Genomic DNA, 13,311 nt, shown 5'->3' on the forward strand with positions numbered 1-13,311 from the left:
CGCGGGGTCTCCACGAGACGAGACCCATGCCTGCTCCTGCCCCCAAGTCGACCTACCGCCTGCAGATCACCCCCTCGTTCACTCTCGACGATGCGGCGGCCACAGCCGGCTACATCCACGATCTGGGCGCGGACTGGCTCTACTTCTCCCCGCTCCTGAAGGCCGAGAAGGGCAGCGACCACGGCTACGACGTGGTCGACCACTCGGTCATCGACCCCGACCGGGGCGGTGCGGCGGGTCTGGATGCCGCGGTAGCCGCCGCGCGCGCCCTGGGGCTCGGCGTGCTGATCGACATCGTGCCGAACCATGTCGGTGTGGCGACGCCCACCATCAGCGGCTGGTGGTGGGACCTGCTGAAGCACGGCCGCTCCTCGGCGTTCGCGTCGTACTTCGACGTCGACTGGTCGTTCGGCGAGGGCAAGGTGCGCATACCTGTGCTCGGTTCGGCACCGGTCGCGGGCGAGGAGATCGAAGGGCTCGAAATCGTCGGCGACGAGCTGCACTACTACGACAACGTGTACCCGATCGCGCCGGGGACCGCGTCTGCGGGCTCCCCCACCGCCGTGCTCGAACGCCAGAACTACGAGCTGATGGACTGGCGGCGCGCCGACGACAAGCTCAACTACCGGCGCTTCTTCGCCGTGAACTCGCTCGCGGGCATCCGGGTCGAGGAGCAGATCGTCTTCGACGACTCGCATGTCGAGATCGCGCGCTGGTTCCGCGAAGGCCTCGCCGACGGCCTGCGGGTCGACCACCCCGATGGGCTCCGCGACCCGGAAGGCTACCTCGAACGTCTTGCGACGCTCACCGGACAGGGCTACGTGCTGGTCGAGAAGATCCTCGAGGGGCGCGAGCAGCTGCCGTCATCGTGGCCCACCGCGGGCACGACGGGGTACGACGCACTGGCCGACTTCGACCGGGTGCTGGTGGACCCTGCCGGGCAGGCGGCGCTGGATGCCCTCGACCAGGCGTCGGCAACGGACGACCGGCCCGTGCCCGCCTCGTTCGAGTCGCTCATCCACACCACGAAGCGTGGCATCGCCGACGGCATCCTGCGCTCGGAGGTGCTGCGCATCCAGCGTGACCTCGCCGCGAGCGGTGCTCTCGACGGCGCTGCGGGAGCGCTGGCGGGTGGCGCGGCTGGCCCGGGCGCGTCCGGGCCCGACGCCTCCGGCATCGACGTTCTCGACGACTCGGTCGCCGACGCGATCGCCGAACTGCTCACCTGCTTCCCGGTGTACCGCTCCTACCTGCCGCTCGGGCTCGACCAGCTCGAGGCTGCGGCGTCTCTTGCCGTGTCGCATCGGCCGGAACTGGCGTCCGCGATCGAGGCGATCCTCCCGGCGCTCTCGGATGCGTCGAACGAGGCCGCGAAGCGCTTCCAGCAGACCTCCGGCATGGTGATGGCGAAGGGCGTCGAAGACACGGCGTTCTACCGCTACAACCGGCTCACCTCGTTGAACGAGGTCGGGGCCGATCCGGGTGAGTTCGCGGTGGATGTGGCCGAGTTCCACAAACGCCAGGTGGCGCGCCTCCGGAACTACCCGCACGCCATGACCACCCTCTCGACCCATGACACCAAGCGCGGGGAGGACACCCGGGCACGCATCAGCGTCATCTCCGAGCTGCCGGAGGAGTGGGCATCCACTCTGCGCCAGCTCCGCTCGCTCACCCCGCTCGGCGACGCCCAGCTCGAGAACCTGCTCTGGCAGGCCATCGTCGGCGCGTGGCCGGCGTCACGGGAGCGGCTGCACGCCTACGCGGAGAAGGCCTCCCGCGAGGCCGGCGACTCGACCGGTTGGCTCGACGTGGACGAAGCTTTCGAAGCGAAGATGCACGGGCTCATCGACAGTGTGTTCGACAATCCGGCTGTGACCGCGATCCTGTCGGCGTTCATCGCGAAGGTGGAACAGCCCGGCTGGTCGAACTCGCTCTCGCTGAAGCTGCTGCAGCTCACCGCACCCGGTTCGCCCGATGTCTACCAGGGCAGCGAGCTGTGGGAGACGTCGCTGGTCGACCCCGACAACCGGCGACCGATCGACTACGCGAAGCGGCGCACACTGCTGGCGTCGATCGACGGCGGGCTGCGGCCGGCGATCGATGCGACCGGAGCGGCGAAACTGCTGGTCACGTCTCGGGCGCTGCGGCTGAAGCGCGACCGGCCGGGACTGTTCGAGGGCTACCGTCCGCTGGTCGCGACAGGTTCCGCGGCGGCTCACGTCATCGCGTTCGACCGCGACCAGGCCGTGACTGTCGCGACGCGGCTGCCCGTCGGTCTCGCAGCCGCCGGCGGCTGGGGCGACACCTCTCTCGAGTTGGATGCGGCGCGCGTCGTCGACGTGATCACGGGCCGGTCGTTCGACGGCTCCCGCATCCTTCTGGCAGACCTGCTCGATGAATACCCGGTCGCGCTGCTCGCGCCGGCAACCGAAGCGTAGAGGCGAAGCGACATGGCGATCAAACAGTTCGATGTGTGGGCGCCGCGGGCGTCAGCGGTGACGTTGCGGCTGCGGGAGGTGGGCGCCTCCGAAGAGGCGGTCGACCTCGCGGCGGCGACGGCGGCAGCGGGCGCCGACCCGGCGACGACGGATGTGGATGCCGCGGGTGCGGGTGCTGCGGGTGCCGGTGGCTCCACCGGCGGGCTCCGGTCGGTCCCGATGGAGCCGCGCGGCGACGGCTGGTGGACGGCTCCCGGCCTCGACGGGTTCCTCGAGGCCGACTACGGCTACGTGGTGGTTCCGGCCGACTCCGACACCCCGCCCGACGACGACGGGGACTCCTACGCCGATGCGGGCGCCGACGGCCCGGAGCCCGGCAGCGATCGCCTGGAGCCCGATTCGGAGCTGCAGCGGGCATCCGAGGGCCCGATCTACGATGCCGTGGCGCCGAGCGTCAGCGACGAGCAGGTGCTGCCCGATCCGCGTTCCCGTCGCCAGCCCTCGGGCGTGCACGGACTCTCTCGCACCTACGACCCGGCCACCTACACCTGGCACGACCAGGCGTGGAAGGGCCGGCAGCTCGCGGGCGGCGAGATCTACGAGCTGCACCTCGGCACCTTCACGCCCGAAGGCACGCTCGATGCCGCGATCGAAAAGCTCGACCACCTCGTGTCGATCGGCGTCGACTTCGTCGAGCTACTGCCGGTCAACGCCTTCAACGGCACGCACAACTGGGGCTACGACGGCGTGCTCTGGTTCGCCGTGCACGAGCTCTACGGCGGGCCGGAAGGGTACCAGCGCTTCGTGGATGCCTGCCATGCGGCAGGTCTCGGCGTCATCCAGGACGTCGTCTACAACCACCTCGGACCGAGCGGCAACTACCTGCCGCTGTACGGTCCATACCTGAACGACGCCGCCGCGAACACCTGGGGCTCGGCGATCAACCTCGACGGCCCGGGCTCGGCCGAGGTGCGCCGCTACATCATCGACAACGCGCTGATGTGGCTGAACGACTACCACGTCGACGGGCTGCGGCTCGATGCCGTGCACGCCCTGCACGATTCATCCGACCCCCACCTGCTCGCCGAGCTGTCGACCGAGGTGGATGCCCTCTCGAGCTTCCTCGGAAAGCCGCTCACCCTCATTGCCGAGAGCGACCTCAACGACCCCGTGATGTTCACCCCGCGGGAGAGCGACGGGTACGGGCTCGCGGGGCAGTGGAGCGACGACTTCCACCACGCGGTGCACGTCGCGCTCACGCGGGAGACCACCGGCTACTACGAGGACTTCGACTCGCTCGCGGCGCTCGGCAAGGTGCTGACCGAGGGGTTCTTCCACAACGGAACGTACTCGTCGTTCCGCGAGCGGAACCACGGCAAGCCGATCGACACGGCCCACACCTCGTCCTGGCGGCTCGTCGTGGCGAACCAGAACCACGACCAGATCGGCAACCGGGCGACCGGCGACCGGCTGACCGCGTCGCTGACGGATGGCCAGCTCGCCATCGCCGCGGTGCTGACGCTGCTCGGGCCGTTCACCCCGATGCTGTTCATGGGCGAGGAGTGGGCGGCCTCGACTCCGTGGCAGTTCTTCACGTCGCATCCGGAACCGGAGCTCGGTGAGGCGACCGCTCGCGGGAGGATCGCGGAGTTCGCGAAGATGGGCTGGGACGAGTCCTCGGTGCCCGACCCGCAGGACCCGTCGACGTTCGAGAACTCGAAGCTGGACTGGAGCGAGGCGGCGGGCGACGGTTCTGGTGCCAGCGCGGGCTCGGGCGCTGGTTCGGGTACCGGCTCGGGCTCGGGCGAGACGCGGCACACGAAGCTGCTGCGCCTGTACCGCGAACTCGCGGCGCTCCGCCGGGAGGCCCCCGAGTTCACCGACCCCCGCTTCACGCAGGTGGCGGTGCGGTTCGACGAAGAAGCGCGGTGGTTCGAACTCCGGCGCGGAGGCATCAGCATCCTGATCAACTTCGCGGACACCCCCATCGACGCCGCGACCATCGACCCCGGTGCGTCCGCGGGTGAACTGCTGCTCGCAACCCAGGACGTGCTCGCGGACGCCCGCCCCGCGGCACCCACCCTCCCCGCCACCGCGGAGGCCGCGACATCCACCGCCCCCGGCGCTGCCTTCCCCGAGCCCGGCGCTGCCGGCGCCACCCTCCCCGCCCACTCGGCCACGGTCTTCCGCCGCCCCTGACCCCACCCTGCCCCCACCCCCACCCTCCCCGCCCACCTGAAGGGCCCCATATCGCGCCAAGCGCGGACCCGGACGACGATATGGGGCCCTTCGGGTGCGCCGAACCGGGCGGGAAAGGTGGCGGCCCGGGGTCAGGCGGGCGGGGCGGGGTGGTCGGGGCGGCGGCGTTCGCGAGGGCCCGGCTCGACGAGCGAGGCGCGCTTCAGGATGTTGCGGCCGAACTTCTCGGCGACACGGTCGACCGTGACTTCCGCGTCGCGCCAGCTCGACGGGGCGGCGGACTCGTCCTCCCAGAGGGACGGCTGGTGCACGGTCTCGTGAGCTTCGACGAGATTCTCGGCCCGCACCCCGATCAACCGCACTCGCTGCTCGAGCCCGACATGGTCGAAGAGGTCGCGGGCGGCGTCGGAGATGGTTTGTGCGAGATCGGTCGGCTCGCTGAGCGTGCGGGACCTGGAGATCGTCGAGAAGTCGCTGAACCGCACCTTGAGCGCGACCGTCTTCGCGGCGAGCCCCGCCCGGCGCAGCCGCACCGCGACCTGGTCGGAGAGGCGGAGCAGTTCGAGGCGGAGCTGGCGGGGATCCGACATGTCGAACTCGAACGTCATCTCGTGCCCGATGCTCTTCTCCACCCGTTCGGTCACCACCGAGCGCCGGTCGTGACCGTTCGCCAGGCTGTGGAGCTTCTGGCCTGACGCTTCGCCGACCCGCGAGACCAGTGTCTGCAGCGGGGTGGCGGCGAGGTCGCCGACCGTGCGGATGCCGAGGCGGGTGAGCGCCTCGGCGGTGCTCGCGCCGACACCCCAGAGCGCGCCGACGGGCAGCGGGTGGAGGAACGCGAGCGACTCGGACGCCGGTACCACGAGCATCCCATCGGGTTTCGCGCGGCCCGAGGCCATCTTGGCGATGAACTTCGTCGATGCGGCGCCGACCGAGCAGGTGAGCCCGGTCTCGGCGAAGACCCGCGCCCGCACGGCAGCACCGATGGTGGAGGGCGAGCCGAGCAGCCGCCGCGCGCCCGCCACGTCGAGGAATGCCTCGTCGATGCTCAGCGGTTCGACGAGCGGCGTGACGTCGCGGAAGACGTTCATCACCTGCGCCGAGTAGTGCCGGTACTTCTCATGGTGGCTCGGCAGAACGATCGCCTTCGGGCAGAGCTGGAGCGCCCGGGCGGTGGGCATGGCCGAGTGCACGCCGAACCGCCGCGCTTCGTAGGTGGCGCTGGTGACGACTCCGCGGCCGCCCGCACCGCCGATGATGACCGGGAGACCGCGGAGTTCCGGATGCTCGAGAAGCTCGACCGAGGCGAAGAAGGCATCCATGTCGATGTGCAGCATGGTCGAGGTACCGTCGTCTGCGCCGCCCCCGAAGATACGCTCGCCCGCGCTGGGCATGGCACCGGATGTTGTGCGGCCGCCGCTGCGGGCCCCGGATGCTCGCCCACCGTTCTGGCCGGGCTCTGCCGCGCCGGGCGCTGCCGCCCCGGGCGCGGCCGCCCCTCCGGCACCCGACGAACCGGGCACGGGCGTGCGCGACGGAATCGGCCGGGACTCCCACCCCGCCGCCCGCTTCGCCTCGCTCACCCCTCCAGCCTAAGCGCCACCCCCGACACTCCCCCCTCCCCCCTTCCCCTCTCACCCTGCCCCTCCCATCCCATCCCGTCCCGCCCCAACCCGCCCCGTCCCGTCCCGTCCCGCCCCGTCCCGAGATCGAGTGGGCGATTTGGGCCCCACCTCAGGGATTTTGGGGCCCAAACTGCCCACCCGATGGGGTTTGAGGCTCTGGGGGGGTGAGACGGAGGGTGGGGGGTCAGGGGGTGCGGGCGCGGAGGAGGGCGGCGAGCTTGTTCGCGGTGTTGACGTTGCGCGCGGTGTAGACGGGGCCGAACTGTTTCCAGAAGGAGACGGGCACACGGCTGTTCGAGATGCCGTCGGGGTGCCAGGAGTAGACCGCATGCGGGCCTGCCGCGAACACTTCGGGCAGGGTGGAGGCCGCGTCGGGCAGCTCGACCGAGGTGGCGTCGAACGCAGCGGCGGCGGCAGGGCCGGCATCCGGGGCGGGGGCGGCATCGGGGGGCGGGGCGGCATCCGGGGCCGGGGCGGCAGCGGGGGGCTGGGGCAGGAAGGTGACGACGAGGCGCGAGAGGTCGGTGCCGATGGCGAGGAGCGGGTTCGCGTCGAGGATCGAGAGGAATTGGGCGGCCGACAGCACCACGAAGCCCGCGCGGAAGCCCGCAGCGGTCTCGAACGCGTGCTCGATCGCTCGGACATCCGCGAGCGCCAGCGGCCTGTCGGAGGCGAACACGACGTTGCCGCTCTGCAGCAGCGTCTTCACGTCGGAGAATCCGAGACCCTCGAAGATCGCCCTGAAGTCGGCCATCGTGATGCGGTTGTTTCCGCCGACGTTGATGCCGCGCACCAGCCCGACGTACTGCTGCGGAGCGCCCGCAGCCGCAGCACCAGCCGCAGCCGAAGCCGCGCCGGCAGACCCGCGCCCGCTCACAGCTCCGTCACCTGCCCGGCCTCCACCCGCCACTGCCGGTTCAGCGTGACGGTCTCGAGCATGCGGCGGTCGTGGGTGACGAGCAGCAGCGTGCCCTCGTAGGCGTCGAGCGCCTGCTCGAGCTGCTCGATGGCCGGCAGGTCGAGGTGGTTCGTCGGCTCGTCGAGCACCAGCAGGTTCACCCCGCGAGCCTGCAGCAGCGCCAGCGCGGCGCGGGTGCGCTCACCGGGTGACAGCGAGTCGACGGGGCGATCGACGTGATCGGCTTTCAGGCCGAACTTCGCGAGGAGCGTGCGCACTTCGGCGAGCGGCATGTCGGGCACGACTGCGGCGACGGCCTCGAACAGCACCGTCGAGCCGGCCAGGAGGGCCCTGGCCTGGTCGATCTCGCCGACGGCGACGCTCCGGCCGAGCGACGCCGTGCCCGAGGTGGGCTGCTGCGTGCCGAGCAGCAGGCGCAGCAGCGTCGACTTCCCGGCACCGTTCGGGCCCGTGATGCCGATCCGGTCGCCGCCGTCGACCTGCAACGACACAGGGCCGAGCGTGAACGACCCCTGCGAGGCGACAGCCGCGCCGAGCGTCGAGACCACCGCGCTCGAACGCGGGGCGGACCCGATGGTGAACTGCAGCTGCCATTCCTTGCGTGGTTCGTCGACCTCGTCGAGCCGGGCGATCCGGCTCTCCATCTGGCGGACCTTCTGCGCCTGCTTCTCGCTCGATTCCGCGGCAGCCTTCCGCCGGATCTTGTCGTTGTCGGGCGACTTCTTCATCGCGTTCCGCACGCCCTGCGACGACCATTCGCGCTGGGTGCGGGCCCGGCCCACGAGGTCGGCCTTCTTGGCGGCGAACTCGTCGTACTCCTCGCGCGCGTGGCGCCGGGCGGTCATCCTCTCCTCCAGAAAGGACTCGTACCCACCGTTGTACACAGAGATGCTGTTCTGGGCGAGGTCGAGCTCGACCACAGTCGTCACGCACCGCGCCAGGAACTCGCGGTCGTGCGACACGAGCACCACTCCCCCGCGGAGTCCCTTCACGAAGCTCTCGAGGCGGGCGAGGCCGTCGAGGTCGAGGTCGTTCGTGGGTTCGTCGAGCAGCACGAGATCGAATCGTGAGAGCAGCAGCGCCGCGAGCGCGACACGGGCGGCCTGCCCGCCGGAGAGCCCCGTCATGGGCAGGGTCACATCAAGCCCGAGGCCGAGGTCGGCCAGCGTGGCGGGAATCCGGTCATCCAGATCGGCGGCCCCGCTCGCCAGCCACCGGTCGAGCGCAACCGAGTAGGCGTCGGCGTCAGCCGTCTTGCCAGAGCCGAGCAGCTCGGAGGTTCGCTCCATCTCGAGGGTCGCCGCGGTCGCGCCGGTTCGCCGACCGATGTACTCGGCGATGCTCTCACCCGGGATGCGCTCGTGCTCCTGGGGCAGCCAGCCGACGAAGGCGTCTGCCGGAGCGAGCGAGACGGTACCCGCGAGCGGCGCATCCACTCCCGCGAGCAGCCGGAGGAGCGTGGTCTTGCCCGCCCCGTTCGCACCTGTCAGACCCACGACGTCTCCGGGTGCGACGGTGAGGTCGAGGCCGGAGAAGAGGGTGCGGTGGCCATGGCCGCCGGAGAGGCCCTTCGCGACGAGTGTTGCTGTCATGGTTCCAGTGTGGCAGGGGCTGGCGCTGTGGGAAGGCTCTCCACAGGTCCGGCGGCCAACGGCTGTGCCGAGCCTGCCTGTGGAGGAGACGAGATGGCCTGTGGAGGAGAGGGTGGAGGAGAGGAGCTACCGGCGGGGCGGGTGATCGGCGAGGATCTGGTTCACATCGATCTGCTTCAACAGGGCATCCCAGTCGATCTGCCGCGCTTCGGCTGCCACGCTCTCGTCAGCGAACGCCCGGCCGTTGCGGTGCACGACGACCCCGGCCGGAACGAGCCTGTTCAGCTCGGCGAGCACGGCATCGTCGACGGCCTCGCTGTCGAAGTCCGCGCCCACCTCGGCGATGTAATCGGCCGAGACCGTGTACGAGACGATTCCCACATCAACTTGGCTCATGGGGGGAGCCTACTCCGGAGACCTCACCGGCGGCGCCTCAATGGAGCCGCCCCAAGGGAGCTGAGTGCCCCACACCCCCGTTCGAGGGAACCTTCCCCCCACCCGGCCCAGGTCTGCTGCGACGACCCTGCGTCGACTCTAAGCTGGGTTCCACCAGACGGGGCGCCCACGCCCGCCGTCGTTTCGAGGGGGGAGCTCTTTTTCGTGGACCATTGGCTCAGCACCATTCCTCCCGTCCTGGTTCTGCTCGTCGTGTTCGCCTTCGTCGCGGTGGAGAGCGTCGGTGTGCCGCTGCCCGGTGAGACCATCCTCGTCGCGGCGACCCTCGTCTCCCTCGGCGGTTCCGTCTCCCCGTGGGCCGTCGCGCTCGCCGGCGCTCTCGGCGCCGTCGTCGGCGACTCCCTGGGCTACGTCATCGGCCGGCGGTTCGGGGTGCGGCTGCTGTACGTGCTCGCCAGGCGCTTCCCCTCCCGGTTCAGCCCCGACCGCATCCACCGGGCCATCGGCCTGATGAACCGCTGGGGCGCCCTCGCTGTCTTCGGCGGCCGGTTCGTCGCGTTCCTCCGGGTCATCGTCGGCCCGCTGGCCGGTACGCTCCGGATGCCGTACCGCCGTTTCCTCGTCGCCAATGTGGCGGGCGCTGTCGTCTGGAGCGGGGCCGTGACCCTCGTCGTGACGATGCTCGGCCGTGCGGCGGAGGAGCTCATCCACCAGTTCACCTGGATCGCGCTGCTCGCAGTGCTCCTCGGCATCGTGGTGGTCGCGACCATCGCGGTGTACCGCTCGCGCCGACGGGCGGCAGAAACGGCGGCGGCAGTCGCCACCGTTCCCGCAACGGCCGGTACCACCGCGACAGCGACCGGGGCCCCCGATGCTGCCACCACTGCCCCCGCCCTCACGATGAGCGACCTCTTCGAGACCGACGGAAGCCTCAGCCCCCTCGCCGCCTCGGCCGGGCTCACCCCGGGGACCGCCGGGAGCACTGCCGGCCCGGGCGTTGCGGGTATCGCGGGTGTAGGGGCCGCGCTCGGCGCTGTCTTCGCTCCCGTCGGCCTGGCCATCCGCCGCACCCCGTTCACCGCCTCGCTCCTCGGGCTCTTCCTCGTGGCGGCGGTCGCCACCGGGGCCCTCTGGGATCCGATCATCCAACGCAGCTGGTATCCCGACATCGCATACGGTGTGCCGTCGACGCTCGACGGCCGCTGGTGGACCGTCATCACGGGCACGTTCTTCGCGCGACTGCCGATCCACTACGCCATCCTCGTTGTCGGTCTCCTCGTCGGGGTCGGCTGGGCCGAGCGCACCTTCGGCACGTTCCGCGCGTTCGGCATCTTCGCCGGTGGCCAGATCGTAGCCGTCGTGGGCACCTCGTTCTTCCTGCTCTCCGCCCGCTCGTTCGACAGCGACTGGGCCAGCGCCCTCACAACGAACTACGACGTCGGGCCCTCCGGCGGGATCTTCGCGTGCCTGGCCGCCGTCCTGGTGACGCTCCGGGCCCCGTGGCGGCTCCGGGCACGGTTCGCCCTCTTCGCCTACGTCACCGTGTCGCTCATCTACATCGGCACCATGTCCGACATCCAGCACTTCCTCGGCGTGGTCGTCGTGATGCTGGTCGTGCCGTTCCTTCAGCCGCGCGGGAGCCGGGTCGGTCGGCCGAGCAGTCGCGAGTGGCGCATCCTGGCCTTCGCCAGCCTGGTCATCCTCGCAGTGGTCGAGGCTGTCGGCACGTTGCTCCCGTCCGACGACGCGGGCACCAGCGCCCTGGCCGGAACGAGCACCTGGATCGACGTCGCCGTCGACGTGCTCGTCATCGCCCTGATCGCGAACGGTGTGCGTCTCGGGCACCGCCTGCCCTGGGTGATCGGCGTGATCCTCGGGGTGTTCAACGTGCTCGAGTTTCTGGGCCTCGCCGTCTACGCGATCGTCGCGCGCGACTTTCCACCGAACCTGTTCGTCACCATGACGAACTCCTCCCTCTGGATCGCGCTGCTGGTCATACTCTGGCTCGGCCGCGGCGCGTACCGGGTACCGTGGCGGCGGTCGCGTCGCATCGTTCGCCAGACGACGGATGCCCGCAGGACCCCGCTCGCCATCCTCACGAACGACGGCGGCGGCACCCTGTCCTGGATGACGATGTGGGACGAGAACCAGTACTTCGTCACCGCCGACGGCCAGAGCTTTGTGGCCTACCAGCGCCGCTCGGGCGTCGCGCTCGCCCTCGGCGACCCGATCGGCCCGGCAGACCGGCTGGGTGCGACCATCGCCGAGTGGGTTGCCGAGTGCGAGCGGATCGGGTTGGCCCCGGCCCTGTTCTCGGTCTCCGATGCCACGCTGGCCGTCGCACCCGAGGGCTGGACGCACCTGCAGGTCGCCGAAGACACGATCATCGACCTGCCGACCCTCGAGATGACGGGAAAGAAGTGGCAGGTCATCCGTTCTGCTCTCAATCGGGCGGATCGCGAGAAGGTCACCTTCCGCATGACCACCCTCGCCGACGAGCCGTGGGAGATCGTCTCGCAGGTGCGTGCCATCTCCGAGGAGTGGGTCGGCGACAAGGCCTTGCCCGAGATGGGCTTCACCCTCGGCGGTGTCGACGAGGCGCTCGACCCGCACGTGAAGACCGCGCTGGCTCTGGATGAATCGGGCACCGTACAGGGCGTGCTGAGCTGGTTGCCCGTGTTCGGTGCCGACGACACCGTGCGCGGCTGGACCCTCGACCTGATGCGGCGGCGCGACGACGGAGCCTTCCGGCCCGTGATGGAGTACCTGATCGCGTCGTCGTGCCTGCACTTCCAGGCCGAGGGGGCCCTGTTCGTGTCGCTCTCGGGTGCTCCCCTCGCGCACGCCGCAGGGTACGAGGCGAGCGGGATCGACGCGGTGCTCGACTCGCTCGGCAAGGTGCTGGAGCCGCTCTACGGATTCCAGTCGCTGCACAACTTCAAGACGAAGTTCAACCCGCGCTACGAACGGATGAGCCTGCTGTACCGTGACGAAGGCGACCTGCCGAAGATCGCGCTCGGGCTCACGCGGGCGTTCCTGCCGCACGAGTCGCTGCTCGGCATCGCGAAGATGGGGCTGCAGCGCTGACCTGCTGCCGGGCATCCGTTCACCGGGAGAAGCTACCCTGAAGGTATGGAATTCAGGTACCTCGGCAACAGCGGGCTCAAGATCTCGGAGATCACCTACGGCAACTGGCTGACCCACGGTTCGCAGGTCGAGAACGAGGTCGCACGCGCCAGTGTGGCCGCGGCGCTCGAGAACGGCATCACGACGTTCGACACCGCCGATGCGTACGCCGCGACCGCTGCGGAGAAGGTGCTCGGCAAGGCGCTGAAGAACGAGCGGCGATCATCCATCGAGATCTTCACGAAGGTCTACTTCCCGACCGGCTCCGGCCCGAACGACACCGGTCTCAGCCGGAAGCACATCATGGAGTCGATCGAGGGTTCGCTGACCCGGCTCCGCACCGACTACGTCGACCTCTACCAGGCGCACCGCTACGACTACGAGACGCCCCTCGAGGAGACGATGACCGCATTCGCCGACATCGTGCGCCAGGGCAAGGCGCTCTACATCGGGGTGAGCGAGTGGACGGCGGCGCAGATCCGCGAGGCGGCATCGCTCGCCCACCGGCTCGGCTTCCAACTCGTCTCGAACCAGCCGCAGTACTCGATGCTCTGGCGCGTGATCGAGGCCGAGGTGGTGCCCGCCTCCGTCGAGGCCGGCATCTCGCAGATCGTCTGGTCCCCCGTCGCCGGCGGTGCGCTCAGCGGCAAGTACAAGCCGGGTGCTCCGGTACCCGAAGGATCGCGCGCGACCGATACGAAAGGCGGCTCGCAGTTCATGACCCGCTGGCTCGACGACGACACGCTCACCCGGGTGCAGAAGCTCCAGCCGATCGCCGACGAAGCCGGGCTCACCATGGCGCAGCTCGCGGTGGCGTGGGTGCTGCAGAACCCCAACGTCGCCTCGGCGATCATCGGGGCATCCAAACCCGAACAGATCGCGTCGAACGTCGCCGCCGCAGGGGTGAAGCTCGAAGCCGGGCAGCTCACGGCGATCGATGAGGCGCTCGGCGACCTCGTCACGCGCGACCCCGCGCTGACCGTGTCACCGGCCGCGCGGATCGGCTAGGCGGGGCT

General features: G+C 70.1%; 8 protein-coding genes. 4 read left to right on the top strand and 4 right to left on the bottom strand.

Going from position 1 to position 13,311, the window contains the following annotated elements:
* Positions 1-26 precede the first annotated feature (26 nt).
* Complete coding sequence (gene treY, locus FB464_RS08990; protein WP_116414166.1) at positions 27-2,438, top strand: malto-oligosyltrehalose synthase; 2,412 nt, start codon at positions 27-29, stop codon at positions 2,436-2,438.
* A 12-nt stretch (positions 2,439-2,450) separates the two neighbouring features.
* Complete coding sequence (gene treZ / locus FB464_RS08995) at positions 2,451-4,637, top strand: malto-oligosyltrehalose trehalohydrolase (RefSeq protein ID WP_246092988.1); 2,187 nt, start codon at positions 2,451-2,453, stop codon at positions 4,635-4,637.
* A gap of 131 nt (positions 4,638-4,768) precedes the next feature.
* On the opposite strand, the gene FB464_RS09000 is transcribed toward treZ, so the two are convergent.
* From FB464_RS09000 to FB464_RS19790, 4 genes are all read right to left on the bottom strand, one after another.
* Positions 4,769-6,031, bottom strand: a complete 1,263-nt coding sequence (locus tag FB464_RS09000) for a DNA polymerase IV (protein ID WP_116416494.1) — start codon at positions 6,029-6,031, stop codon at positions 4,769-4,771.
* Positions 6,032-6,446: 415 nt separating this feature from the next.
* Positions 6,447-7,139, bottom strand: a complete 693-nt coding sequence (locus tag FB464_RS09005; RefSeq protein ID WP_170151878.1) for a DUF1697 domain-containing protein — start codon at positions 7,137-7,139, stop codon at positions 6,447-6,449.
* Positions 7,136-8,773, bottom strand: coding sequence for an ABC-F family ATP-binding cassette domain-containing protein (locus tag FB464_RS09010; protein WP_116414164.1), 1,638 nt, complete (start codon positions 8,771-8,773; stop codon positions 7,136-7,138). The genes FB464_RS09005 and FB464_RS09010 overlap by 4 nt, the downstream gene beginning before the upstream one ends.
* A 126-nt stretch (positions 8,774-8,899) precedes the next feature.
* On the bottom strand, positions 8,900-9,169 hold the full coding sequence (locus FB464_RS19790) for a hypothetical protein (RefSeq protein WP_170151877.1): 270 nt from the start codon (positions 9,167-9,169) through the stop codon (positions 8,900-8,902).
* A 204-nt stretch (positions 9,170-9,373) separates the two neighbouring features.
* Between FB464_RS19790 and FB464_RS09015 the strand changes: the two genes are divergently transcribed.
* Both FB464_RS09015 and FB464_RS09020 read left to right on the top strand, forming a co-directional pair.
* A complete protein-coding gene (locus FB464_RS09015; RefSeq protein WP_170151876.1) occupies positions 9,374-12,256 on the top strand; it encodes a rhomboid family intramembrane serine protease in 2,883 nt (960 codons plus the stop codon).
* A gap of 45 nt (positions 12,257-12,301) precedes the next feature.
* Positions 12,302-13,303 (top strand): aldo/keto reductase family protein, encoded by a 1,002-nt coding sequence (locus tag FB464_RS09020; protein ID WP_116414162.1) that lies wholly within the window; start codon positions 12,302-12,304, stop codon positions 13,301-13,303.
* The last annotated feature ends 8 nt before the right edge of the window (positions 13,304-13,311 follow it).

Origin of the sequence: Subtercola boreus, assembly GCF_006716115.1 — a bacterium.
GTDB lineage: Bacteria > Actinomycetota > Actinomycetes > Actinomycetales > Microbacteriaceae > Subtercola > Subtercola boreus.